This window comes from Paraburkholderia sp. A3BS-1L (assembly GCF_051125215.1).
GTDB lineage: Bacteria > Pseudomonadota > Gammaproteobacteria > Burkholderiales > Burkholderiaceae > Paraburkholderia.
Genome location: NZ_CP120443.1, coordinates 1295654 through 1320555 on the forward strand (window position 1 = coordinate 1295654; position 24902 = coordinate 1320555).

The following is a 24902-nucleotide window of genomic DNA, read 5'->3' on the forward strand; positions in this document are numbered from 1 at the left end:
ATACAGAACAAAAACTACTGTTTTTTCGCCATAAAATTCCGGCGGCAGGCGCGCAGAATAGGTTTTTGCGGTTTATTGCTTATTCGATAGATGACTTGATCTAAATGAGCAATAACGCTGGGCAATATGCGTCGCGTGAACTTGAAAGATTGTTAATGCGCATGAGCGAATTTTTGTGCCTGCAATATTGAACCGGCGTTGTAGCGACGCACTGCACCTGGGATATGCAGATCGAATGACCTGACAAGTTCACGGGCACGTTGCGGCTCGCCTGGCGAGACGCGTCCGCCAGGCGTTTCAGTGCATGTTTGGGCAGCTCAGGGTTTGCGATGCAGTTCGACCACGCGCGTCGGGCGCATATGGTTGATGGCGAAGTGAATGCGTCCCGGGCTGCGGCGCTGGCCCAGCTCGCGCGGGTCGTCGAACTGTCCGTCGAGGTCGTACGCCGGCGGCGCGGCCATGCCCATGTCGACGGCCTCGAAGCCTGTTTGGAGCGCAAACGGCATGCGATGCGCGAGGCTGCGGCTATCGAAGCCCGCGAAACCGTCGGGCGCTTCCGGCACGCTGTTGTCGAGCGACGCGTTGCTGGTAGTGGCTTCGTCGGGGTGATTGCTGCGGTCGGAGCCGTTCATGGTGTGTCCTCCGTAGGAAAGCCAATGAAGAACCGGATGCACCAAACAGATGCATCAAACTGCATCACGAAGTGTTCCAAAAATACTGGAAGCGAACCCGGAATCCAGCGGAAATGCAAGTCTGTGCGCCAGGAGAACGCCTCCAGCGATCCAGGATTTTTTTCGTTGGATCGGCGTATTTACTGGGAGTATGATCCTCTTTCAACGAGTTGGCGCGCATAAGAATTAACGGCTTAAGCGATAGCCGGGCTGTGGCTTTGCCGCACGATCCTGTACGCGCTCACAAAAACGGACAAAGCAGTCAGGGGCGGATGAGACACATGCACTTCGACGCTGCATTCACGCATCGCGGTTATTTGCTCAATTGTGCGCCGGCGCGTGCCGGCGACGGCACATATCAGCCTTATGTGGTGATCTCGCGCTCGAGCGATGGCGAACTCGTTGCCAATCGTTTCTTTCCAGCCGACTTGCGCTTCTCCGACGAAGCCGCCGCCATTGCCCATGCGCGCGACTGGGCGGTGCGTTGGATCGACGCTAGCAGCGTCACTCTCTGAGGCGGCGCTCGGGACGCCCGGCGGACTATCGCGAAAAGCGGTAATCTCTGGGGTCGATACACTTACTGGCGGCGCCGTCCCGCAGCTTCATCATGTCCAATGCCGCTTACCCCGACTGGGGCCTCGAACAGATCGTCACCGATCTGCGCGCTTCGCGCGAAGAGCTTCACCGCACCCGCCACCCGCTCGGCATTCGCGAACTGCCGTCGCGTGACGGCGTGATCAACATTGTCGCCGGCCTGCGTGCCGCGCTGTTCCCCACGCACTATGGTGCGCCCGATTTGACGGACGAAAGCGTCGACTATTACGTCGGTCATACGCTCGAAAGCACGCTGCGCCTGCTTGCCGAGCAGATTCGCCGCGCGCTGCGCTTTTTGCCCGAAAACGCCGGAGCCGGCGACGAGGTGCTGCGCAAGCGCGCCTTCGACATTGCCCGCGAATTCGGTCACCAGCTCCCCGGCATTCGCGCGCTGCTCGTGAGCGACATTCAGGCCGCGTTCACGGGCGACCCGGCTGCGCAGCACATCACCGAAATCCTGCTCTGCTATCCCGGCGTCTGGGCCATGACGCATCATCGGCTTGCGCATGCATTGCACCGGCTCGGTGTGCCGCTGCTCGCGCGTTTCATCAACGAAATCGCGCACTCGGCAACAGGCATCGACATTCACCCGGGCGCGCAGATCGGTCCGAGCTTCTTCATCGACCACGGCACGGGCGTCGTGATCGGCGAGACGGCGATCATCGGCGAGCGCGTGCGTGTGTACCAGGCGGTGACGCTGGGTGCGAAGAGCTTCGCTGCCGATATCGATGGCACGCTCGTGAAGGGCAATGCGCGCCATCCGATCGTCGAGGACGACGTGGTGATCTACGCCGGCGCGACCATTCTGGGCCGGGTGACGATCGGGCGGGGCTCGGTGATCGGCGGCAATGTATGGCTCACGCACAGCGTGCCACCGGGCAGCAGCGTGCGCCAGGGCAAGATCCGCGAAATCGCCAGTGACAGCGGCGCGTCCTGAGTGCCGCTGAAGCGCCACTGAACGTCTGTCGGCGCCGGCCCGGGCGTGTCTAGGGCCTCAGGTATTGGGCACGCTCATTACGCCCGGATTGCCGACGATGGCCAGGAATTCCCGGCGCGTGGACGGGTCGCTGCGGAACGTGCCGAGCATGCGCGACGTCACCATCGTCACGCCCGCCTTGTGCACGCCGCGCGTCGACATGCATTGGTGTGCCGCTTCGAGAATCACGCCCACGCCTTTGGGTTGGAGTACCTCGTTGAGCGTGTCGGCAATCTGCGCGGTCATCTTTTCCTGAATCTGCAGGCGCTTGGCGAAAGCGTCGACGAGCCGCGCAAGCTTCGAAATGCCCACTACGCGATGCTCGGGCAGATACGCCACGTGCGCGCGGCCGATGATCGGCACCATGTGGTGTTCACAGTAGCTCTCGAAGCGAATGTCCTTCAGCACGATCATTTCGTCGTAGCCGTCCACTTCCGAGAAGGTGCGCGACAGGATCTCGCGCGGGTCGTGGTTGTAGCCCGCGAAGAATTCCTCATAGGCGCGCACGACGCGCGCCGGCGTATCGATCAGGCCTTCGCGTGCGGGGTCGTCGCCGGCCCAGCGCAGCAGCACGCGCACGGCTTCTTCCGCCTGCTCGCGCGATGGCCGGCCCGCGCCGGTCTTCGGTTTTTTTCGAGTGTTTTTTTCTGCGTTCTTTGCGTCGCTCATGCATTGGCTCCTGTCATGTGGGCCACGCCGCGGCGACGCGTACCACCGGCGACCATTGTTTCATGATTCGCGCGCATCCGTGCATGATGGCGCATATTGCAATGGCTTGCGCCGTCGTGTGCGGGTGCGCGCTTCATTTGGGCCATTCGTCCATCGCGTCATTGAACAGTTCGGCCACCACGCCGCGCAGCCATTCTCCGCGCGGTGCATTGTGATACTTGCGGTGCCAGTGCTGCTTGAGGTCGAAGCGGGGCAAGGGCAGCGGCGGCTCCACCAGCGCGATCGAGGCGTGCTCCGAGACATAGGCGAAGCCGATTGCATGCGGCACGGTGGCGATCAGGTCGGTGCGCGTGAGAATGAACGGCAGGCTCATGAAGTGAGGGGTTTCGAGCACGGCGCGCCGGTGCAGGCGCTTCTTCTCCAGGAAGCGTTCGAGCACTTCCTGGCTGCGGCCCTCGGCGCGCACGACGGCGTGGCCGAGTGCAAGAAACTGCTCGAGGGTCAGGGGCTTGCCGGCGAGCGGATGGCTGCTGCGCATCAGGCAGATGAACCGATGCGTAAAAAGGCGCTGCTGGAAAAAGTTGTTGCCGCCGAGGTCGGGGAAGTAGCCGACGGCCAAATCGATGTCGCCCGACTCGAGGCCGCGCTCCACCTGGTTGTGCGGTAGCGAAACTGAACGCAGATTCGCGTTGGGCGCCCGTTCGGCAAACATTTGCAACAGGCGCGGCAGGAACACGATCTCGCCCACGTCCGAGAGCGCGATCGAAAACGTATGTGTGCTGGTGGCCGGGTCGAAGTCGTGGGCCTCGAGCATGCCTTTCTCGATCCGGATGAGGGCGTCGCGCGCGGCGGGGATGAGGCCGAGCGCGCGCGGCGTGGGCTCCATGCCGTGCGAGGTGCGCACGAACAGCGGGTCGCCGAAATATTCCCGCAGCTTGCCGAGCGCCGTGCTTACGCGCGGCTGGCTAACGCCCAGCCGCTCGGCGGCGCGGCTCACGTTGCGGGTTTCGTCCATCGCCACGAGGTAGGGGATTAGATTGAGGTCGAGCTCTTGCATGGGGCGGGCGCGCGTAGGCAGTCAGATGCACTATATCGAAATCGAATAAACATAAGTACAAGAATTTGATTGCGCGATACTCGCGCGTCCCGACATGCACTCGACTGCCGCGTCAGGAACTCCCGCCTTGACAAGTCCACATTTAGGCTCCGATAATGCGCTGAACGTTCGCTAAACGAATCAGTGTTCGTATATAGAACTTTTTCGCGATCAAGTGGCGTGGACTCTCCGCGGTGCGCATCGCTTTCAGGAACAGGCATGATCAACAAGATTTTCGATTCGCTTCAAGCCGCCGTCGCCGACGTGCACGACGGCGCCACGGTGATGATCGGCGGCTTCGGCACGGCCGGCATGCCCGCGGAACTGATCGACGCGCTGATCGCGCAAGGTGCGCGCGAGCTCACGATCGTGAACAACAACGCGGGCAATGGCGATACCGGCCTTGCCGCGCTGCTCAAGGCCAAACGGGTGCGCAAGATCATTTGCTCGTTCCCGCGCCAGACCGACTCGTATGTGTTCGACGCGCTTTATCGCGCCGGCGAAATCGAACTCGAACTCGTGCCGCAGGGCAATCTGGCCGAGCGCATCCGCGCGGCGGGCGCCGGCATCGGCGGTTTCTTCACGCCCACGGGCTATGGCACGAAACTGGCCGACGGCAAGGAAACGCGCCTCATCGACGGCCGTCATTACGTGCTGGAGTCGCCGCTGCATGCCGACTTCGCGCTCATCAAGGCTTATAAGGGCGATCGCTGGGGCAACCTGGTCTATCGCAAGACCGCGCGCAATTTCGGCCCGATCATGGCGAGTGCGGCCAAGGTCGCTATTGCGCAGGTTTCGGAGGTCGTCGAACTCGGCGCGCTCGATCCGGAAAACATCGTGACGCCCGGCATTTTCGTGCAGCGCGTCGTGGCAGTGCCGCAGACGGCGCATCAATCGCTGCAAGCCGGCCAGGCCGCCTGAGTGAGGAGTCAAGAAATGAAACGGTTGAATCGCGACGAAATGGCTCAACGCGTGGCTCAGGACATTCCTGAGGGCGCTTATGTGAATCTCGGCATTGGCGTGCCGACGCTGGTGGCCAACCACCTCGACCCGAGCAAGGAAATTTTCCTGCACAGCGAAAACGGTCTGCTCGGCATGGGCCCCGCGCCTGCGCCCGGCCAGGAAGACGACGAACTCATCAACGCCGGCAAGCAGCACGTCACGCTGCTTACGGGCGGCGCATTTTTCCATCACGCGGATTCGTTCGCGATGATGCGCGGCGGCCATCTCGACTACTGCGTGCTCGGTGCGTTCCAGGTGTCGGTGAAGGGCGATCTCGCGAACTGGCACACCGGCGCGCCCGATGCCATTCCGGCCGTGGGCGGCGCGATGGACCTCGCGCTCGGCGCGAAGCAAGTGTTCGTCATGATGGAGTTGCTCACGAAGCAGGGTGAAAGCAAGCTCGTGAGCGAATGCTCGTACCCGGTGACGGGCGTGGGCTGCGTGGGCCGCATCTATACGGATCTCGCCGCGTTCGATGTGACGCCCGAAGGCCTCGCGGTGCGCGAGATCTATTCGGATATCGACTTCGATGCACTGCAAAAGCTCGCCGGGGTGCCGTTGATCGACGCGACGCAGAATCGCCGCGCGGCTTAAACTGCTGCAATGCAGTTTATTGCATGAAGCCCCGCGTGGCGCGATGTCCGGCTGCATAGTGGCCAAGCGTCGCGCCATCTGTGTTTGCGCGCATTCCTAATCGATTCATACCGATCCATGATTGAACGCTTGACGAGCCTGATCTGCGGCACCGAGCCGATGAACGCCGTGTGGTCTCCCGCAGCCACGCTGCAGCGCATGCTCGACGTGGAGGCGGCGCTGGCGCGGGCGTCGGCCACGCACGGCGTGATTCCGCGCACTGCCATTGCGGCAATTGTCGCGGCGTGCGAGGCGAACCAGCTCGATGCCGATGCGCTGGCGCGCGACGCCGCCTTGGGCGGCAATCTGGCGATTCCGCTCGTCAAGCAACTGACTGCGCGCGTGAAGGCCGCCGACCCCGAAGCTGCGAAATACGTGCATTGGGGCGCGACGAGCCAGGACATCATCGATACGGCGACCGTGCTGCAATTGCGCGATGCACTCGCGCTGATCGAAACCGGCATCGACGCGACCTGCGCGAAGCTCGCCGATCTGGCGCGCGTGCATCGCGCGACGCCCGCAGTGGGACGCACCTGGCTTCAGCAAGCGCTGCCGATCACGCTCGGCCTGAAGTTCGCGCAATGGCTCGACGCGATGCTGCGTCACCGCGAACGTCTGGCGGCGTTGCGCGAACGCGCGCTCGTGCTGCAATTCGGCGGCGCGGCGGGCACGCTCGCGAGCCTGCGCGAAGCGGCGCCTCAGGTGAGCGCGGAGCTCGCGAGGGAGCTCGGGCTTGCCGCGCCCGCGCTGCCCTGGCATACGCAACGCGACCGCATTGCCGAGGCCGCTTCTTTCTTCGGCATGCTGATCGGCACGCTCGGAAAAATCGCGCGCGACATCTCGCTGCAGATGCAAACCGAGGTCGGCGAACTGGGCGAGCCCGCGGCGGCGGGCAAGGGCGGTTCCTCGACCATGCCGCACAAGCGCAATCCCGTGGGTTGTGCAGCAGTCCTGACGGCTGCCGCGCGCGCGCCGGGTCTTGTCGCCACGGTTTTTTCGGGCATGGTTCAGGAGCACGAACGCGCGCTCGGCGGCTGGCAGGCCGAGTGGGATGCGCTGCCGGATCTTGCGCGTCTCGCGGGCGGTGCGCTCGCGCAGATCGAGCAGATCGCCGGCGGCCTGGAAGTGCGGCCCGAGCGTCTCGCCGCCAACCTGGGCGTCACGCACGGCCTGATTCTAGGCGAGGCGGTGATGCTCGCGCTCGGCGATCACATCGGCCGGCTCGATGCGCACCATCTCGTTGAGCACGCATCGAAAGCGGCGGTGCAAACCGGGCGTACGCTTTACGACGTACTCGCGGCCGACCCCGCCGTTACCCAACATCTGGACCAAGCGCGCCTGAGAGCGCTGCTCGATCCCGCCAATTATGTGGGGCAGGCGCATGCCTTTGTCGATGCGGTGCTCGCGTCGTATGTGCAGCGCGCTTCCCATTCACCATCGCAGATTCATCAGGAGTAACCGCATGCCTCATGCAGCCGTCAACGACACCCAGTTGTTTTACCGCATCGACGGTGCGTGGAACGCCACCGCGCCGTGGCTCGTTCTGTCGAATTCGCTTGGCAGCGACGTGTCGATGTGGACGCCCCAGCTTGCTGCATTTTCGAAGCATTTCCGCGTGCTGCGCTACGATACGCGTGGCCACGGCCATTCGGCGGCGCCGGCGGGCCCGTACACCATCGAGCAACTGACCGGCGACGTGATCGGCCTGCTCGATCACCTCGGTATCGAACGCGCGCATTTCGCTGGCGTTTCGATGGGCGGCCTCACGGGCGTGGGTCTCGGCGCGCGCTTTGGCAATCGCATTGACCGCCTCGCGCTGTGCAACACCGCGGCGAAGATCGGCACGCCCGAAGTGTGGCTGCCGCGCGCGGCGAAGGCACGCAACGAAGGCATGCGCGCGCTCGCCGATGCTGTGTTGCCGCGCTGGTACACGGCCGAATTCATGGCGCGCAATCCGCTCGTGATCGACCAGGCTCGCGACGTGTTCGTGCATACCGACGCGGATGGCTATGCTTCGAACTGCGAAGCGATCAATGCCGCCGATCTGCGTGGCGAGGCGGCGTCGATCAAGGCGCCGACGCTCGTGATCTCGGGCACCCACGACGTGGCCGCCACGCCCGCGCAAGGCCACGAACTCGCGGAATCGGTGCCGGGCGCGTGTTACGTCGAACTGAACGCGTCGCACATTTCGAACGTCGAACTGGCGGACGAGTTCAACCAGACCGTGCTGGGCTTCCTGCAGGAGTCGAAATGAACGAAGACGAGCGCTACGAAGCGGGGATGAAGGTGCGTCGCGCGGTGCTGGGCGACGCGCACGTCGACCGTTCCATCGCCAACCGCAATGAGGTGACCGAGGAGTTCCAGAAGTTCATCACGCGCTATGCGTGGGGCGAGATCTGGACGCGCGAGGACTTGCCGCGCCACACGCGCAGCCTGCTTACGATCGCCATGATGGTGGCGCTCAATCGCAGCGAGGAGTTGGCGCTTCATCTGCGCGCCGCGAAGAACAATGGCGTGACGCGCGATGAGATCAAGGAGGTCTTGCTGCAGACGGCCATATACTGCGGCGTGCCTGCCGCCAATTCGGCGTTCCATCTCGCCGATCGCATCTTCCGCGAGGAAGACGGAGCGCCCTCCGGCGGCGCGCCCTCCGGCGGAGCGCCCTCCGGCGGCGCGGGCTGATTCCGCATCACGTGGCGCGCAGCATGCGCGCCACACTCATCTCCTCACTCTTCGGCATTGAGTTCGGCCACATAGCGCCGCAGGATTGCGAGCACGGCAGCGTCTTCGGCACGGCTCGCTTCATCGCTGGCCGATCCCGCATCGTCCTCTTCACCCAGCAGTGCGGCCGGCGCGGAGAACGTGTCGATTTCGCGGCCATCGCGGAACACACGGATTTCATGCGTCGATGCGAGATATTCCGCCACCCAGTGGACGCCTTCGATATGCGCGCCCATACGGATCGGTGTCTTCATTGCCCTTCCTCCGGCCGCCGCCCGCGAGCGGCATCGCAGTGTCGATATACAAACGATACGCCGATGCCGCACGCCGTGCGCGTGCGCGTAAAAAAAGCAAACTGAAAGGTCAGGCGAAAAAAACGGCCCGCGAGGGTCATGCCGCGGGCCGTCTGGCTGCACGCATGGTTTGCGCGCGCGAGTTGCCTTTCGTTACTGGACCTTCGCCAGCACTTCGCGCACCGTGCCGAAGAGACGCTCGATCTCTTCTTCGGTGACGATGAGCGGCGGCGAGAACGCGAGGATGTCGCCCGTGAAGCGGATCAGCACGCCCGCCTCGAAGCACTTCACGAACACTTCATAGGCGCGCGCGCCCGGTGCGCCGTCGCGCGAATCGAGTTCGATGCCCGCGACGAGGCCGAGATTGCGGATGTCCTTCACATGCTTCGCATCGCGCAGCGCGTGGGCCGCCGCTTCGAACTTCGGCGCGAGGCTGTGCGCGCGCTCGAAGAGCCCCTCGCGGCGATACAGGTCCTGCGTTGCGATCAGGGATGCGGCGGCGAGCGGGTGCGCCGAATAGGTGTAGCCGTGGAACAGTTCGATTGCGCCAGGCGCGCCGCTGTTCACCACCGTGTCGTGGATCGTGCGGCTCACGGCGACGCCGCCCATCGGCACGGCTGCGTTGTTGATCGCCTTGGCCATCGTGATGATGTCGGGCGTCACGCCGAAATATTCGCTCGCCGTGGCCTTGCCGAGGCGGCCGAAGCCCGTGATGACCTCGTCGAAAATCAGCAGGATGCCGTGCTTGGTGCAGATGTCGCGCAGGCGTTGCAAATAACCTTGCGGAGGAATCAGCACGCCGGTTGAACCCGCCACCGGCTCCACGATGACGGCCGCGATGGTCGAGGCGTCGTGCAGCGCCACGATGCGTTCGAGGTCGTCGGCGAGATGGGCACCCCATGCCGGCTGGCCCTTCGAGAACGCGTTGTGTTCGAGGTCGTGGGTGTGCGGCAGATGATCGACAGCGGGGAGCAACTGGCTCGACCAGGTCTTGCGGTTGCCGCCGATGCCGCCCACCGAAATGCCGCCGAAGCCCACGCCGTGATAGCCGCGCTCCCGGCCGATGAGCTTGGTGCGCTGGCCTTCGCCGCGCGAGCGATGGTAGGCGAGGGCGATCTTGAGCGCCGTGTCGACGGACTCCGAGCCCGAGTTCGTGAAGAAGATGCGGTCGAGCCCGGCAGGCATGATGTCGGCGATCCGGCGCGCGGCTTCGAAGGCAAGCGGGTGGCCCATCTGGAAGGTGGGCGCGTAGTCGAGCGTGCTGGCTTGCTGCGTAATGGCAGCGACGATTTCGTCGCGCGCATGGCCGGCGTTCACGCACCACAGGCCCGCGCTGCCGTCGAGCACCTCGCGGCCGTCGCTCGTGCGGTAGTACATGCCCTTGGCTGATTCGAGCAGGCGCGGCGCGGCCTTGTACTGGCGGTTGGCGGTGAACGGCATCCAGAACGACGACAGGTCGTCGATGACGGGGCGCGAAGTCATTGTTTCCTCCAGTGTCGACCGGCGTTGGCGCGTGTGCGCATGCTCCGGTTCCATGCAACAGGGTTGCGGTTGTGATTTCACAAACTCTAGCCTCCGGATTTGGACGACGGCATATACAGTCTCTATACTGCGCTGATAACCGTGCTGGACAATTTGCCGCAACTGTATTGGTCGGCGTGCGCCACCCCCTTTCCCGATGATCGAACTTGAACTGCAACGCGGCCGCGCCGCTCCCACGCTCGTCGAGCAGATCGTGCACGGTTTTGCTCACGCCATCGAAGCGAATGCACTGCGCTCGGGCGCGCTGCTGCCTTCGGTGCGGCAACTGGCGCAGTCGCATGCGCTTTCCACCTATACGGTGACCGAGGCGTACAACCGGCTCGTCTCGATGGGGCTCGTGGTGGCGCGGCGCGGCTCGGGCTACCGCGTGGCGCCGCGCGAGACCGCGCCGCGCCCGAGCGCGGCGGTCTGGCAGCCGCCCACGCTCACGGCCAACTGGCTGCTCTCGGATGTGTTCGCCGATCATTCCGTGCCGATCAAGGCGGGCTGCGGCTGGATGCCGAGCGAGTGGATCAACGAGACGGGGCTGCATCACGCGCTACGCGCGACGAGCCGCGTGCCGGCGGTGCGGCTGGGCGACTATGGGCACCCATACGGCTTCGCGCCGCTGCGCGAGCGCATTGCCGCGCAACTGGATCGCCAGGGGCTGCCGGTGGAGGTCGGCAACGTGCTGCTCACGCAGGGCGCGACCCAGGGGCTCGATCTGATCGTGCGCACTTTGCTGCGTACGGGCGACGCGGTGCTGGTGGAGGATCCGGGCTACTGCAATTTATTGCAGATTCTCAAGCTCGCAGGGCTCACGGTGCATGGCGTGCCGCGCACGCCGGCCGGGATCGATCTCGAGGTGCTGGAGCAGCAGGTGGCGGCGCATCGACCCAAGGCGATTTTCGTAAACACGACGCTGCAAAATCCTACCGGCGCGACCTACTCAATGGCGAATGCATTCCGCTTGCTGCAGATCGCCGAGCGCGAGCGCATCTGGGTAGTGGAAGACGACGTGAGCCGCGAACTCGCGCCGCCCGGCGCACCGCTGCTGGCGGCAATGGAAGGGTTGCGGCGCGTGGTCTACGTGGGCGGCTTTTCCAAAACGGTGACGCCTTCGCTGCGCTGCGGCTACGTGGTTGCCGAGCGCGACGTGCTGCGCGAGCTGGCGCGCGCGAAGATGGCGGTGGGGCTCACGTCGTCGGAGACGATCGAGCGCATCGTCGACAAGGTGCTGGTCGAAGGGCGTTACGCGCATCACGTCGAGATCGTGAACGAGCGCCTGAAGGTCGCGCATGCAACGCTGGAGGATCGGCTCGACGCGCTGGGGCTGGAATCGTTCTGCCGGCCGCGCGCGGGGCTGTTCATATGGGTGCGCCTGCCGGTGGAGGCCGCGCGCGCCGGCGCGATTGCCACGGCGGCGCTGGCCGACGGCATCTGGCTCGCGCCCGGCTCCTATTTCCGCGCCGATGACGCGGCCAGCGCCTGGTTCCGCTTCAACGCGCCGTATTCGCTCGACGACGCGCTGTGGCGCTTCATCGAGCGGGTGGACCATCACGCGTCGTAAAGCGCCATGCGCCCCACGCAGCACCCAACCCTGGATCGTCCCGAATAGCTCCGGTGGCCGGTCGCGCAGCGTGCGCGCGAGTATCTGCAAGGCCGTGCGCCAACTGCTCGCGCGAACTCGCGTCGGCGCGCTTGATGCGCACGCCGTGCCAGGTGGTCGAGCGATCGACGGCAACCGCCGCGGCGGGCATCGTGCTCGCGTCGCGCGCCTGAGTGGTGGCGGCAAAATCGTTGAAGCGATACGGCCCGGGCACGCGCAACCAGACGAACATGCACGTGGGGTCGCTGTTGAGCAGTTCCTGCAGCCGCGTTCAGCGCCAGACCGCCTCAGCGCTGCAGCAGGTGCGCGAACAGCGGATACATCGAAGCGACGAGCGCCAGCGCCATGGCGATATTGAACAGGCGCAGGCGGCGTGAGTCGCCGAGAAAGCGGCGCATGCCGGTGCCGAAGGCGGCCCACACGCAAATGCAGGGCAGGCCGATTACATAGAACAGCGCGGCCATCACGACGGTGTTGACGCCGAAGTCCGCCGAGAGGCGGATCGTGGTGGCGGCAGTGAGCACCATCATCCACGCCTTCGGGTTGATCCACTGGAACGCGATGGCTTCGTGAAAGCGCATGGGGCGGCGTTCGCCGCCCCTTTCCTTGAGCATGCCCGAGGTGCCGATCTTCCATGCGAGCCACAGCAGATAGGCGACGCTCGCGGCTTCGAGCGCCGTGTAAAGCCAGGGCACGTGACGGAAGATTTCGCCGAGGCCGAATCCCACTGACAGCATCAGTACGACGACGCCCGCGCTGATGCCTAGAATGTGCGGCACCGTGCGCTTGAAGCCGAAGTTGACGCCGGAGGCGAGCAGCATGGTGTTGTTGGGGCCGGGCGTGATGGTTGTGACCACCACGAAGAGCATGCCGGCGGGCAAGGCGCTGAGCATTTCGGGCAGCATGGTGCGATGGCTCCAGGGGCAGGGCGGCGACCGCTGATCGTTGTCAGCGATCGCCGCAATTGACTGGCAGCCAGTTTAGCGGGGGCAATCGGTACAGTACCGATACAGATGCGCGCACGAAAACCGGTACGGAACGCCCTGATAACCCGCCGACACGCTCCTGACGGCGGCGCGATCGTGTCCGGCCGCGTGAACGGCGATGTCCCCATGGCGCCGCCGCGCCGGCGGACGACCTGGCAGACTACTGGGCCGTTTGCTGACGCAGATATTCGTCGTGCTTCATTTGCATATAGTCGGCGCGGCTGACCTCGTGCAATTGCCGCGGATACTGCTCCGTCGCGTCGAACCAGTCAGCGAGCCGTTTGTCGAGCCGGGCGTTGGATGGGCTGGAGAGCGCGCCAAGATAAGCCTCGATGGCGAGGTAATAGCGCATGGTATTGCGCTCCACCAGGCCGCGCATCCCCCCGATGTATCGCGGCTCGTTCGTCGATGGATCGCTGGTGGAGGAGAATCCAACCTTGTCGCTCGCGATCGTCCCCAGATAGGCTTTCATCGCGATCCGTCCCGCCGTGCCATAACCGTAGGCGTAGGTCAGATGGATAAAGGTACGGCTATTGTCCACGGGTATCGCCTCGAGCACGATCCGGTAATCTTTCGTGCCAAATGGCCCCGTGGCGGCGGTGAGTTCCACGCGAAAATAATCTGTCGTGCTGACTACCGGGCGATAGTCGAATTGCACCCGGTAGGACGAGGAAAGCGATTCCGCGGTTTTCTTGCCGATATTCACGGCCAGAACCGTACCGTTGGCGCCGGTCGACGCGTGGCAGTACTTGGTGTTCAGGTGCAGGATCAATACGTCGCACCAGTTGGCGGGGCCTTGAGCCGGGTCGTTGAGCGTGCCGTCGACCGTCGTGAAAGGATAATTGACCACGCCGTAAATCTCGCCGTTGAGTGCTGACGGCAACTCCTTGGATTCGAGGTACAAGGGCCGCTGAAACGGGTTGTGTGCGAGTTGTTGCGTCAGGCTCCGATATTTGCTGCGCAGGCTCGCGGCGCGGCCATCTGCCTCGGCGAAGGCGCTCTGACACAGAAAGCAGATCACCACCGTCATCACGATCATCCACCACGGTCGGATTCGCCGGTTGTCCGCTGAAAGTTGGGCGCGCTTGTTCATGGCCCCCATCCTACCTCGACCGGGGTTCCGGCGCGCCGAACGCGGGGCCGGCCGGGTCGAACCGCGCGCCATGCAATGAACCGGGTTCGAGTCGTCTACAGCGTGCAATTGCCATCGAATTACTGCGAACCATCCGTTAAAAATGGGGAATTGATACTATTTGTTATTTTTAAGATTCGTTTAAGAAATCTGTCATACGCTCGCCCACTCGCCCATCGGTGCTGCAATGGCGCCGATGTCGTTGCGAAAGCGGCGCGTCGCGCGCGGCTTTCCGCCAGCCATCCGTACTCAGTTTGTTTCCGTAGATGTCCAAATTCGTATCGACGACGCCGCAGGGAGTCGCGGGCAAAGCGATGCTCGTGGCTGCGCTCAGCACCGCGTGCACGGCGTGGCTGTCGCATCAGTTGCCCCGGCCGGCCGCCGAGGTTTCGCTGCACGCGTCGGACGAAATCCCCGATCGCGCCGAGCGCGAACCGGCCCCGACCCTGGCCCCGGCCGCCGCCGCGCCGGTGTTTGTCGGCCCGCCGGTTCCCGCTTTCCGTGTCGCATCCGCCGAGGTTACGCAGAACTTCGCGGCGACGGCGGACCAGTTGGGCGTCGGCGCTGCCGTGGCCGCGCGGCTCGCCCACGCGCTCTCGGGGCAACTCGATGTCGAACACGATCTGAAGCCGGGCAGCGAGATGCGCCTCGTGTTCCGCAACGGCGCGGCGAACGCCGTGCACACATTCACCGAAGCCGCGCCGGCCGCCGGCCCCGCGACCCAGGGCGCGGCGGCCGACTCCGCCGCGCAGGACGACCGGCCTGTTGCTGTGCGCATTGCCAGCGGCCACGACACGCACGATGTGTTCCTCTATCGCAAGCTGGACGGCAAGGCGTTCTACTACAACGCCGACGGCCAGCCGGCGTCGCCGACCTTCCTGCGCTACCCGGTTGAGTACACACGCATCTCGTCGGACTTTTCGCCGGATCGGCTCGATCCTGTCACGCACCGTTGGGCGCCGCACGAAGGCGTCGATTTCGCTGCGCCCATGGGCACGCCCGTGCATGCGACTGCGCAGGGCACCGTGACGTTCGTGGGCTGGCAGACCGGCTATGGCCGCGTTATCCAGATCAAGAATTTCGGCGATTTTTCGACGACCTTCGCGCATCTCTCGCGCTTCGCGAAAGCGTTGCGCGTGGGCAGCGAAATCCGCCAGGGCCAGGTGATCGGGTACGTGGGCAGGACGGGCTGGGCGACCGGTCCGCATCTGCACTATGAGGTCCACGTGGCCGACGTGCCGCAAGACCCGCTCACGGTCGATCTGCCGACCCGCACGGCTTTGAACGGCGAAGACATGGTGCACTTCGCGCAGCAGGTCCAGAAACTGACGCCGATGCTGTGAGCGCCCCGGGGCGGCCCTGGCGGGCCGCGTTCATGCTGGGCCCGGAGCGTGCGTCTTATGGGCTACAGTTCGAGCTCAAGCCGAGTTAAAACCGACACGCGGTTTCGTTCCCCGGAGTCTCGCCATGACCGAACATGGGCAGCATCCCTCATCCGTTCTGACTTACACGAGCGCGCACGATTTCGACACCACGATCGCACGCCTCAAGGCGGTGCTCGAGCGCGCAGGCGCCAGAGTGTTCGCCGATGTGGACCAGCGCGAGGCCGCGGTGCTCGCGGGGCTCGAGTTGCGTCGAACGCGGCTCCTCATGTTCGGCAACCCGACGGCGGGCACGCCGGTTATGCTGGCCAATCCGCACACGGCGCTCGAATTGCCGCTGCGGCTCGTGGTTTGGGAGGACGACGAAGGCCGCGTGCAGGTCGACTATCGCGACGTCGCGCAAACCCTCGGCCCGCTCTACGGCATCGCGCCCGAACTGCTTGTGCCGCTGCAGCGCGTGGCGGAACTGCTGCGGGCCACGGTGCAGTGAAGCGCGCCGCGCGGGCGCGTGCAGGAAAAGCCGGCACCCCAGCAGCGGCGGCGCTAACCGATATTCGAAGGCGCAGCCGCAGGGCGGCTCGGGCGGCACGCGCGCCGGCTGCGCGTCAGCACGGCTCAATGGCCGGAAAATAGATCGCACTCCGAACGGGTCAAGCAGGCTTTACCGGTGCGATGGCCGGCGGCGCTGTGCGTGTCGGGCGTGCCGCCGTACGACATGTCGGTGGCGGCCTGTGCCGAAGCATCCGCGTCACGGATCATCATTTGATGCGCGCGCTGCTGCGAGGTGGGCTCGTCGTTCGTCTGCGCCGTGGCAGGCGCGCCAGCCGCGAGGGCCGCAAGGGCGGTCAAGCAGGCGGCGATCGACGCCAAACGGATCTTCATCTCCACACTCCTTCCTGAACGCGATGTCAGGACGGCCCGGCGCGCACACGGCGCTGCGCCATGCGCGCTTCGAGCATAAGCCGGGATGCCGGCGCTGGGACCGGGCTGCCGGACGTGTTATCGAACCTGTCATCGACGGGAACAGGTCCTGACTGCCTTGCTCGGCAGGCAAGCCTCCGCGGGCTCGGGAGGCGGCGCAGCGTGGCGCGGCGCAACAAGGAGGAGAAGGCGGGCGCGCAGAGAACATCCGCGCTGCACTTTCTGTTATAGCTCGCGCGCGAAAGAGTGCAACGGCAGCGGCGATGCTTTCAGTATCGAAATGAAACGAAAGCTTGAAGAAATGAGATGGTCGTTTTGGGGTCATGTTCGGGTGGTGTAATGCGCACGCCGAAGCAAACTCAATTCAGAATTCGATAGAGCCCCACACCATGGATCGCATGTACCGCCGGGCATTACTCGCCGCGCCGTGCGTTGGACTTGCCGCCACCCTGTTCGCCTGCGGCAGCAGCAATTCGTCGAACTCGCCGGCCGTGTCCGCGCAGGACGCGCTCGCGACGGCCACGCCGATCAAGCACCTCGTAGTGATCTACGGCGAAAACGTTTCGTTCGACCACTATTTTGCGACCTATCCGAGCGCCACGAATCCGGCGGGCGAACCGGCTTTCACGGCTGCCGCGGGCACGCCGGCAGTCAACAGCCTCACGGGCGCGCTGCTTACGGCTAACCCCAACTTCACGAACACCGCCAACGGCGCGGACGCCGCGAACCCGTTCCGCCTCGACCGCACCCAGGCGGCCACCGCCGACCAGAACCATGCCTACACGGCCGAGCAGCAAGCCGCCGACAACGGCGCGCTCGACCTGTTCCCGAAGTACACCGGCCACGCCACGAGCGGCGGCGCGGGCGCGTTCGGCACGAAGGGCCAGGTGATGGGCTACTTCGACGGCAACACGGTCACGGCGCTATGGAACTATGCGCAGAAGTTCGCGATGAGCGACAACGCGTGGACCACGACGTATGGCCCGTCCACGCCCGGCGCGCTCGAAGTGGTGGCGGGCCAGACCAACGGGTTCCAGATCGTGGTCTCGTCGAAGCAGCCGGCCACGGCAACTACTTCGTCCTACTACATTAACGACGGCGCGGGCGGGCTCACCATGATCAACGACGTCGACCCCGGCTACGACGTGTGCTCCAGCACCACCGACACGGGCATGATCAACGCGAAGAACATCGGTGATCTGCTGAACGCGAAGCAGATCACCTGGGGCGGCTTCATGGGCGGCTTCAATCTGCAGACGGCCAACCCGAACGGCACTACGGGCTGCAAGCGCAGCACGGTCGCAACCGCCGTGAATGCCGCCGCGGCCGACTACATTCCGCACCACAACTGGTTCCAATACTTCAAATCGACCTCGAACCCGCAGCACACGCGCCCGAGCTCGACGGCCGCGATCGGCTCGAGCCTGGAAACGGACGGCAAGACGGCCGAGCCTGCGAACCACCAGTACGACACCGACGACTTCTTCGCCGCCGTGAAAGCCGGCAACTATCCGTCGGTGAGCTTCCTGAAGGCACCGGCCGCACAGGACGCGCACGCGGGCTACTCGGACCCGCTCGACGAGCAGCAGTTCGTCACGAAGGTCGTGAACTTTCTGATGCAGCAGCCCGACTGGCAGAACACCGCCGTGGTCGTGACCTATGACGACTCGGATGGCTGGTACGACCATCAATACATGCCGCCGGTGCATTCGTCGATGGCCTCGGCCGACCAGCTCAACGGCAATGGCGTGTGCGGCAGCGGCACCCAGCCCACGGGCGTCGCGGGCGCGCCGGTCAATGGCCGCTGCGGCCCTGGCACGCGCATTCCGTTCGTGGTGATTTCGCCGTGGGCAAAGGCGAACTACGTGGATCACACCTTCATCGACCAGGCCTCGGTGGTGCGCTTCATCGAAGACAACTGGCTGGGCGGCGCGCGTCTTGGCGGCGGATCGTTCGATGCCGTGGCGGGCGACATGCGCGGCATGTTCGATTTCGCGGGCAAGGGCATCCTGCCGGTTCTGTATCTCGACGGCACGCAAGGCACGCAATTGAGCGCCGCGCCGGCGATGTAACCGGCGCTCGAAGTCCGCAAGGGCGTGCGCAGCGCGCCCTGACGCCGTGTGGCGCATCCTCGCGATCGCCCACGGCTTTTTGGTTTTCTGGTTCCGTAAGGAACAAGGCAATATGTCCGAGTTTTCGTCGTCTGCTTCTTCGTCTGCTTCTTCCGCATCGTCGTCGGCCAGCGTCAAGGCGAAGCCCGCGCGCCGTGGGCTCACACTACCGCGCGCCGCTGCCGCTTTAGCGGTTACCGCACTCGGCTTCGGTGCTTACGCCGTCGTCTTTCCCGCCAATGTGCCCGCGCCCGTGGGCGTCATCGTCGAGAACCTCACCGGCGTCAATCCGCATCCGGTCGTGTTGCAGCGTCCGCCCGTGGCGCCGCTTTCGGCCATGGCGCAGCTCGGCAAGCAGCTCTTTTTCGATCCGGCGCTGTCGGCCTCGGGCAAACAGTCGTGCGCCTCGTGCCACAGTCCCGCGCATGCCTATAGCCCGCCCAACGGGCTCGACGTGCAGCAAGGCGGACTCGCGATGACGCAGCAGGGCTATCGTCCGCCCCCGTCGCTCATGTATCTGTATCGCCAGCCGAATTTCAGCATCGGGCCCGATGCGGGCGAAAGCGACGATGCGCCCACGGTCGCCGAGCAGGCCGCGGCCGCCGCGGGCGTGGTCAAGTCGCAAAAGACCGCGGGCGGTCCGTCGACCTCCACGGAGAAGGTGCCGCAAGGCGGCCTGTTCTGGGACGGCCGCGCCGATACGCTGCAACAACAGGCCTACGGCCCGCTGCTCAACCCGGTGGAAATGGGGAACACGAGCGTCGATCAGGTGGCCGGAAAACTCGATCAGGCGCCATACGCGAAGCGCTTCACGGAATTATTCGGACCACGAATTTTCAGCAACGGCAAGCTGCTGGTTTCCGAAGCGATGTTCGCGATCTCGCGCTACCAGGTGGAGGATCCGTCGTTCCATCCGTACAACAGCAAGTACGACCGCTGGCTCGAAGGACGCGCGCGTCTCACACGCGCCGAACTGCGCGGTCTGCGCCTCTTCAACGATCCGGGCCGGGCGAACTGCGCGGGCTGCCACCTCTCGAAGCCGGGCAGGGATGGCCTGCCGCCGATGTTCACCGACTACCAGTACGAGGCGCTCGGCGTGCCGCGCAACCGCAAGCTTGCGCAGAACCGCGATCCGCGCTTTTACGATCTGGGCGTGTGCGGGCCGTTCCGTGCGGATTTGCGAGACCAGACGCAGTACTGCGGGATGTTCCTCACGCCCACATTGCGTAATGCGGCCACGCGCACGGTGTTCTTCCACAACGGCATCTATCACGACCTCGACCACGTCATGGCGTTCTACAACGAGCGCAACACCGACCCGGGCAAGTTCTATCCGCGCGATGCGAAGGGCAAGATCGACAAATACGACGATATCCCGCCGCAATACCGAAACAATGTGGACGTGACCGACGCGCCATTCGACCGCAAGTTCGGCGACAAGCCCGCGATGTCCGGCGATGAGATCCGCGACATCGTCGCGTTCCTGAAGACCCTCAACGACGATCCGCTGCCGTCGAACTAGCCGGGCCGACAGGGGCCGCCCGCGGCGCGCCGTCGTCGGCCAGCGCGTGGCGCGGATCGGGCGGCGGCCCGTCGAAGGCCTTCGCCTTGACCTGATTGCGGCCGGCCTGCTTCGCCGCGTATAGCTCCTCGTCGGCGGCGCGCAGCAGTGCATGCGCGCCGGTGCCTTCGCGCGGCATGCAGGTTGCGCAGCCCACGCTCACCGTGACCGAGCCGTGTTCGCTGTGCCCGTGCGCGATGCCGAGGCGCTGCACGTTCGCGCGGATCTGCTCCGCGATATGCAGCGCACCATCGGGCGGCGTGTTTGCGAGCACCACCGCGAATTCTTCGCCGCCGTAGCGCGCCACCATGTCTGTCGTGCGATGCACGGCGGCCTGGATCGCGTGCGCCACGGCAGCGAGCACTTCGTCGCCCACGGCATGCCCATAGAAGTCGTTGAAGAGCTTGAAGCGGTCGATGTCGATGAACAGCACCGAAAGCGGCTCGTTTGCGCGGCGCGCGCGGTTCCATTCGTTGACGATATGCAGGTCGAGCGCGCGGCGGTTCGCGAGGCCCGTGAGTGCGTCCGTGACCGATAGCCGTTCGAGCTCCGACTCGGCGCGCAGGCGTGCGCGCAGCCCGAACGCGAGCAGCCATGAGGACAGCGCGACCACCGCGCCGAACACGAGCGACATCGGCCTGTAGATCGACACGCGCTCGTGCCAGGCCGCGAGCGCGTCGTCGAGCGCGGGCGCCACGGCCACGATCAGCGAGGTGTGCGGTACGCGCCGCCAGGTGTGGATGCGCGCCGTGCCGTCCTCGTCGTCGCGCGCGACGAAGGTGCCCGCACTCGATTTGAGCATCGGCGCGATTTGCCGCTGCGAGGCGAAGTTCATGCCCACGTCGTAGTCGGAGAACGGCTTGCGGGCGAGCAGCGTGCCGTCATCGAGCATGATGAAGAGGGCGCCGCGACTGCCCACGTCGATGCGCTCGAACAAGCGCTGAAAATACGCGAGCCGCAACGTGAGCAGTACCACGCCGCCGAACGCGCCGTCGTAGGTGCTCACGCGGCGCGAGAGGCCGATTGCGTACTGGCCTGCGTTCACGCGCGAGCGGAATGGATCGGAGATGTACATGCCCACCGAGGGGCTGCGCTCCTGGGCGCGGAAATAGTCGCGGTCGGCGAGATCCACGTTCGGGTAGTCGGCGCCGTCCAGCGATTCGACGATCTTGCCGCCGGCGTCGATATAGAGCGCGCCGTCGAGATAGGCCGCGCCCGCCACCCGGCTGAACATGAGCTGGCGGCGCAGGTCGCGCGGCAGCGCAGCCGCGCGCGGGTCGCGAATCGATTCGAGTGCTTCGGTCAGGATCAGGTCGTAGACGCCGAAACTCTCTTCGAGATGCGCGGACATCAGCGAGACGAGCGTTTCCGAGGTTTGCCGCGCGTGCGCGAGCGCCTGCTCGCGCTGCTGCGCGAAGCCCGCGAGCGCAAGCGCGACGATGGCGATGCCCACGAGCGTGCCCGCACACCCAGGCACGAACGGATGGCGCACGATCCAGCGGAACGGCGCAGCGCAGGCGTCGCGCACGGAACGCGTAAAGCGGAGGTGCAACGGTCTGGACGTTATGGGTGGACTGATGGGGCGCTCGCGGGTTTGCCGTCGCTCGCGGGATGAGCGAGATGAATCGTGACGATGACCGAGGCGTCGTCAAGCGCTTCGAGCGCATGCGGCTCGCCCGCGCCGAGCAGCATCATCTGACCCGCCTGTATCGCGCGCGGCTCGCCACGCACGAAAAAGCGGACTACCCCCTCGACGCACAGCACCGTGATCTCGCCGGGCACGCTGTGTTCGGGCAAGCGTTTGCCGGCTGGCAGCACGAGACGGATCACCTCGAGCTGCGCCGCGCGGATCAGCGTGGTCGACTTCGCGTCCTTGAGCGCGCCGCCGAGCGCACGCACGTCGAAGACTTCGCCAGGCTTGGCGTGAGCAAGGGCCATGATGTCTCCAGGCAAGAGTGTGGGGGAACGCGCGGAGCGTGCAGGCGGCGTGCCGCGCTCCGCGTGTGTCCCGTCGCGGCGGATGCGCTACGGACGCACACCGCCCGCGTACCAGGCCGCCGCGGCGTCGATTTCCGCGGGGGTCATGTTGCGCGCGATATTGCGCATCTGCTCGGAAATGTCGTTGTGCCGCGTGCCGTCCGCGAAGGCCGTGAGCTGCACCTTGGTGTAGGCCGCCGGCATGCCGTCGAGCCAGGGGGTGCCCACCTTGTGGTCGACGCCGCCATGGCACGAGGCACACGCCGGGATATTGCGCATCGGCGCGCCGAGCGCGACGATTCCCGGCGGCGTGCCGCCCACGCGCGCCGCGGGCGGCAGCGAGGCGTAGTAGGCCGCGAGATCGCGCATGTCCTGGTCGGCGAGATTTTGCGCCATCGGCGTCATGACCGCGTTCTTGCGCGCGCCGCTCTGAAAGTCGAGCAGCTCCTTGTACACCACGCTCGCGAACTGGCCCGCGAGATTCGGCAAATTGGCCTGGCTCATGCCCTGCGGGCCGTGGCACATCGTGCAGCGCAGCGAGAGCGTGGCGCCGCGCCCGATCGACAGGGTGCTGGCGCTCTCGAGCATGTGCGGCGTGAGCTCGACCGTGCTGACCTTGTAGCCCGGCGTGATGGTGGCGCCCGCCTGAGACCATTGGCGCGGCACGCCGGCCGCGCTGCAGATGGCGTTCCAGATGCCCTGGAACTGCGCATCGCGTTGCGCGGAAGGCAGCCAGACGAAGCCGATCAACGCGGCGCCGACGAACGCGAGTATCGTCGCGCCCACGCTCGCGCGGAACCACACATTGCGTAAGGTGAACAGGCGTTCTTCGCTCATCGCGGCGCTCCAATCGGAATCGCGGGCACGGCCGTGTTGGGTGCCGCGAGCAGTTGGGCGATGGGGTAGCCGTAGTTGGTGATCGTGAGCGCGATCATCAGCACGACCCACAGCGCGAAACCGTTGAGCGCGCGCGGCAACACCGGCGATTCATGCACGGGTGCGCTGAAGCGGTATTCCTCGGGCGCCTGCGCCGGACTGCGATGGCCTTGCAGCAGCACCACGAAAAACAGGATCGCGGAGATCACGAGAATCAGCCCGCCCACCGCCGAGGCGGTCACGAGGCTTGCCTGGGCGGCCAGCGCGGGGTCGCTGTAATCGAAGTAGGCCATGCGGCGCGGCATGCCCATGATGCCGACCAGGTGCCACGGAAAGGTCGTCACGATCATGCCGATGAACCAAAGCCAGAGCTGCCAGCGCATGAGCCGCCAGTTCGTGAGTGCGCGGCCCGTGAGCTGCGGCCACAGATCGTAGGCAATCGCGAAGTACATGATGACGATCGCGCCGCCGAAGATCAGGTGGAAGTGGCCCGTGATCCATTGGGTGTTGTGGACCGGCTGGTCGAGCTGGTAGCTCATGTTGATGAGCCCGCCCGCGCCGCCGAAGCCGAGCATCACGAACGAGAACGCCACGGCGAGCATCTGCGGGTTCTGCCACGGCAGCTTGGCGATCCAGCCGAACACGCCCTTGCCGCCGCGCAGCCGCCCCGCGATCTCGACCGAGGCGCAGATCGTGAAGACCGTGAGCAGCGTGGGCACCGACACCAGCGCCGTGAACACCGACTGCACGAATTTGAAGCCCGAGCCCACCTGCGGATCGGTGAAGAGATGGTGCAGGCCGATCGGCATGGCCACCACGAGGAACAGGATGAACGAGATGCGCGCCATCGAATCGCTATAGAGCCGGCCGCCGATCGCGCGCGGAATGATCGTGTAGTAGCAGATGTACGCGGGCATCAGCCAGAAGTAGACGATGGCATGCAGCGTCCATGAGAAGAACACGCGTGCGAGGCCCGCGTCGATGGTGTTGCGCCAGCCGAGCGCGACAGGCAGGATCTGGAACAGCACTTCTATGGCCGCGCCCACGGCGGTCCAGCCCCACAGATACGCGCCCGCGGTGGTCGCGAACATCGCGAGCGGCACCGGCTTGCCGGGGTTCGCGCGCTTCCACGCGGCGAAGTTCACGCCCATCAGCGCGACCCATACCCACGAGCCCACCACCACGAACACGACGCCGATGTAATAGAACGCATTGGCGATCATCGGCGGATAGAAGGTGTAGAGCACCGAGGCGCGGCCGAGCGCGACCGGTGCGGAGGCGGTGACGGCGCCGAGCGCGAGCAGGATGAACCCGAGCCACGCCCAGCGCGCACCGATGAGCGGGCGCTTGAGCGAGAGCTCGGTCACCGCGTAGCCGAAGCCCATGGCGATGAGGGTGGGGAATGCGTAGCCCATCACGGTGCCGTGCTCGGTCACCGAACGATAGTAGAGCTCGGGATCGCGCAGCCACGGATGCAGCGGGCTGCGCACGAGCATCTGCCACGCGCCGAGCAGCAGCGCGACCCCGAACAGGATGAACGCGAGCCAGAAGTGGGCGAGCACGAGTCGCTTGTTATTTAACACAGCTCAGTCTCCGCGAATGGTTCTCCGGAAGGGCGGCCATCTGCATGAAGGCGTCGCGGTCGACGACCTTCACATGCGCCCACATGCCCTGATGACCTGTCCCGCAGTACTCGTGGCACGGCATCAGATGGTCGCCGGGCTTGTCGAAGGTCGTGCGGAAGGTGGAGACATAGCCCGGCTCGACCATCGAATTGAGGTTCGTGTCGGTCACGAGAAAGCCGTGCACGACGTCGGCGCTGGTGGCGCGGAAGGTGATGGGCGCGCCCGCCGGCACCACGATGCATTGCGGGGTGAACGAGTACTGCTGCGCGATCACGCGCACCGTGACCGAGCCGTCCGGCTCGAGCGCGCTGCCGAGATTGGTTTCGACGAATTCGCCGGAGACGTGCAGCGTTTCGGGGTCGATGGTCTCGACGCGCGAAGGCGGCATCATCGCCCAGTGCAGGCCGGTGTAGACGGTCATCGCCACCAGCACGAGAACGAGCGCCACCATGAGCGTGGCCCAGCGGCGCTCCACGCGCGCGGCCACTTCGGCGCTGGCATGGGGATCGGTTGGATGCGTGGACATGAGGGCGGTTGGCGCGAGAT

The 24902-nt window shown here is 65.3% G+C and carries 26 protein-coding genes; 12 read left to right on the forward strand and 14 right to left on the reverse strand.

Features of this window, described 5'->3' with window-relative positions:
• Positions 1-317: 317 nt before the first annotated feature.
• The gene (locus P5W99_RS21050; RefSeq protein ID WP_421025347.1) at positions 318-632 is read right to left on the reverse strand and encodes a DUF3005 domain-containing protein; all 315 of its coding nucleotides are present in this window, start codon (positions 630-632) and stop codon (positions 318-320) included.
• Between the two features lie 320 nt (positions 633-952).
• Here P5W99_RS21050 and P5W99_RS21055 point away from each other — a divergent pair, with 320 nt between their 5' ends.
• Together P5W99_RS21055 and epsC are read left to right on the forward strand one after the other, a co-directional pair.
• Positions 953-1186, forward strand: a complete 234-nt coding sequence (locus tag P5W99_RS21055) for a hypothetical protein (RefSeq protein ID WP_028222781.1) — start codon at positions 953-955, stop codon at positions 1184-1186.
• Between the two features lie 92 nt (positions 1187-1278).
• Positions 1279-2202, forward strand: coding sequence for a serine O-acetyltransferase EpsC (gene epsC, locus P5W99_RS21060; protein ID WP_421025348.1), 924 nt, complete (start codon positions 1279-1281; stop codon positions 2200-2202).
• 57 nt (positions 2203-2259) lie between these two features.
• Here epsC and folE read toward each other — a convergent pair whose 3' ends face one another.
• Positions 2260-2910 (reverse strand): GTP cyclohydrolase I FolE, encoded by a 651-nt coding sequence (gene folE, locus P5W99_RS21065; protein ID WP_421025349.1) that lies wholly within the window; start codon positions 2908-2910, stop codon positions 2260-2262.
• 133 nt (positions 2911-3043) lie between these two features.
• Positions 3044-3967, reverse strand: a complete 924-nt coding sequence (locus tag P5W99_RS21070) for a LysR family transcriptional regulator (protein ID WP_421025350.1) — start codon at positions 3965-3967, stop codon at positions 3044-3046.
• A 258-nt stretch (positions 3968-4225) separates the two neighbouring features.
• Here P5W99_RS21070 and P5W99_RS21075 point away from each other — a divergent pair, with 258 nt between their 5' ends.
• The 5 genes from P5W99_RS21075 (at position 4226) to pcaC (ending at position 8323) form a co-directional block, all read left to right on the forward strand.
• Positions 4226-4927 carry a 3-oxoacid CoA-transferase subunit A gene (locus P5W99_RS21075; protein ID WP_434662771.1) on the forward strand — a complete coding sequence of 234 codons (702 nt, stop codon included), beginning with the start codon at positions 4226-4228 and terminating at the stop codon, positions 4925-4927.
• A 15-nt stretch (positions 4928-4942) separates the two neighbouring features.
• Positions 4943-5602, forward strand: coding sequence for a 3-oxoacid CoA-transferase subunit B (locus tag P5W99_RS21080; protein ID WP_421045994.1), 660 nt, complete (start codon positions 4943-4945; stop codon positions 5600-5602).
• A gap of 117 nt (positions 5603-5719) precedes the next feature.
• On the forward strand, positions 5720-7099 hold the full coding sequence (locus tag P5W99_RS21085; RefSeq protein ID WP_421025353.1) for a 3-carboxy-cis,cis-muconate cycloisomerase: 1380 nt from the start codon (positions 5720-5722) through the stop codon (positions 7097-7099).
• A gap of 4 nt (positions 7100-7103) precedes the next feature.
• On the forward strand, positions 7104-7895 hold the full coding sequence (gene pcaD / locus P5W99_RS21090; protein WP_434662774.1) for a 3-oxoadipate enol-lactonase: 792 nt from the start codon (positions 7104-7106) through the stop codon (positions 7893-7895).
• Complete coding sequence (pcaC, locus tag P5W99_RS21095) at positions 7892-8323, forward strand: 4-carboxymuconolactone decarboxylase (RefSeq protein WP_434662776.1); 432 nt, start codon at positions 7892-7894, stop codon at positions 8321-8323. Before pcaD ends, pcaC begins: the two co-directional genes overlap by 4 nt.
• Before the next feature lie 44 nt (positions 8324-8367).
• Here pcaC and P5W99_RS21100 read toward each other — a convergent pair whose 3' ends face one another.
• Both P5W99_RS21100 and P5W99_RS21105 read right to left on the reverse strand, forming a co-directional pair.
• Positions 8368-8616 carry a hypothetical protein gene (locus P5W99_RS21100; protein WP_421025356.1) on the reverse strand — a complete coding sequence of 83 codons (249 nt, stop codon included), beginning with the start codon at positions 8614-8616 and terminating at the stop codon, positions 8368-8370.
• A 192-nt stretch (positions 8617-8808) separates the two neighbouring features.
• A complete protein-coding gene (locus tag P5W99_RS21105; protein ID WP_434662779.1) occupies positions 8809-10137 on the reverse strand; it encodes an aspartate aminotransferase family protein in 1329 nt (442 codons plus the stop codon).
• A 196-nt stretch (positions 10138-10333) separates the two neighbouring features.
• On the opposite strand from P5W99_RS21105, the gene P5W99_RS21110 reads away from it, so the two are divergent.
• Positions 10334-11746: a PLP-dependent aminotransferase family protein gene (locus P5W99_RS21110; protein WP_421025358.1), complete on the forward strand. Its 1413-nt coding sequence runs from the start codon at positions 10334-10336 to the stop codon at positions 11744-11746.
• Here P5W99_RS21110 and P5W99_RS21115 read toward each other — a convergent pair.
• The 3 genes from P5W99_RS21115 to P5W99_RS21125 form a co-directional block, all read right to left on the reverse strand.
• Positions 11715-12017, reverse strand: a complete 303-nt coding sequence (locus tag P5W99_RS21115) for a hypothetical protein (RefSeq protein WP_421025359.1) — start codon at positions 12015-12017, stop codon at positions 11715-11717. The two genes, P5W99_RS21110 and P5W99_RS21115, sit on opposite strands and share 32 nt — an antisense overlap.
• A 55-nt stretch (positions 12018-12072) precedes the next feature.
• Positions 12073-12690, reverse strand: a complete 618-nt coding sequence (locus P5W99_RS21120) for a LysE family translocator (RefSeq protein WP_421025360.1) — start codon at positions 12688-12690, stop codon at positions 12073-12075.
• Between the two features lie 241 nt (positions 12691-12931).
• Positions 12932-13810 carry a hypothetical protein gene (locus tag P5W99_RS21125; protein WP_421026995.1) on the reverse strand — a complete coding sequence of 293 codons (879 nt, stop codon included), beginning with the start codon at positions 13808-13810 and terminating at the stop codon, positions 12932-12934.
• A 359-nt stretch (positions 13811-14169) separates the two neighbouring features.
• Between P5W99_RS21125 and P5W99_RS21130 the strand changes: the two genes are divergently transcribed.
• Complete coding sequence (locus P5W99_RS21130; RefSeq protein WP_434662783.1) at positions 14170-15246, forward strand: M23 family metallopeptidase; 1077 nt, start codon at positions 14170-14172, stop codon at positions 15244-15246.
• Between the two features lie 124 nt (positions 15247-15370).
• Positions 15371-15775 (forward strand): DUF302 domain-containing protein, encoded by a 405-nt coding sequence (locus tag P5W99_RS21135; RefSeq protein WP_421025362.1) that lies wholly within the window; start codon positions 15371-15373, stop codon positions 15773-15775.
• Positions 15776-15900: 125 nt separating this feature from the next.
• Here the strand turns inward: P5W99_RS21135 and P5W99_RS21140 are convergent, their stop codons facing one another.
• Positions 15901-16167: a hypothetical protein gene (locus P5W99_RS21140; RefSeq protein WP_434662786.1), complete on the reverse strand. Its 267-nt coding sequence runs from the start codon at positions 16165-16167 to the stop codon at positions 15901-15903.
• 437 nt (positions 16168-16604) lie between these two features.
• Here P5W99_RS21140 and P5W99_RS21145 point away from each other — a divergent pair, with 437 nt between their 5' ends.
• Together P5W99_RS21145 and P5W99_RS21150 are read left to right on the forward strand one after the other, a co-directional pair.
• Positions 16605-18278: a phospholipase C gene (locus P5W99_RS21145; RefSeq protein ID WP_434664460.1), complete on the forward strand. Its 1674-nt coding sequence runs from the start codon at positions 16605-16607 to the stop codon at positions 18276-18278.
• 112 nt (positions 18279-18390) lie between these two features.
• Positions 18391-19839: a cytochrome-c peroxidase gene (locus P5W99_RS21150; protein WP_434662788.1), complete on the forward strand. Its 1449-nt coding sequence runs from the start codon at positions 18391-18393 to the stop codon at positions 19837-19839.
• Here the strand turns inward: P5W99_RS21150 and P5W99_RS21155 are convergent.
• The 5 genes from P5W99_RS21155 to P5W99_RS21175 form a co-directional block, all read right to left on the reverse strand.
• A complete protein-coding gene (locus P5W99_RS21155; RefSeq protein ID WP_434662790.1) occupies positions 19811-21406 on the reverse strand; it encodes a diguanylate cyclase in 1596 nt (531 codons plus the stop codon). The genes P5W99_RS21150 and P5W99_RS21155 overlap by 29 nt on opposite strands.
• Positions 21407-21441: 35 nt before the next feature.
• Positions 21442-21816, reverse strand: a complete 375-nt coding sequence (locus tag P5W99_RS21160) for a cupin domain-containing protein (RefSeq protein ID WP_434662793.1) — start codon at positions 21814-21816, stop codon at positions 21442-21444.
• Positions 21817-21903: 87 nt separating this feature from the next.
• Positions 21904-22692 carry a c-type cytochrome gene (locus tag P5W99_RS21165; RefSeq protein ID WP_434662795.1) on the reverse strand — a complete coding sequence of 263 codons (789 nt, stop codon included), beginning with the start codon at positions 22690-22692 and terminating at the stop codon, positions 21904-21906.
• Positions 22689-24314: a b(o/a)3-type cytochrome-c oxidase subunit 1 gene (locus tag P5W99_RS21170; RefSeq protein ID WP_434662797.1), complete on the reverse strand. Its 1626-nt coding sequence runs from the start codon at positions 24312-24314 to the stop codon at positions 22689-22691. The genes P5W99_RS21165 and P5W99_RS21170 overlap by 4 nt, the downstream gene beginning before the upstream one ends.
• Positions 24304-24882: a cytochrome C oxidase subunit II gene (locus tag P5W99_RS21175; RefSeq protein ID WP_421025369.1), complete on the reverse strand. Its 579-nt coding sequence runs from the start codon at positions 24880-24882 to the stop codon at positions 24304-24306. The genes P5W99_RS21170 and P5W99_RS21175 overlap by 11 nt, the downstream gene beginning before the upstream one ends.
• Between the last annotated feature and the right edge of the window lie 20 nt (positions 24883-24902).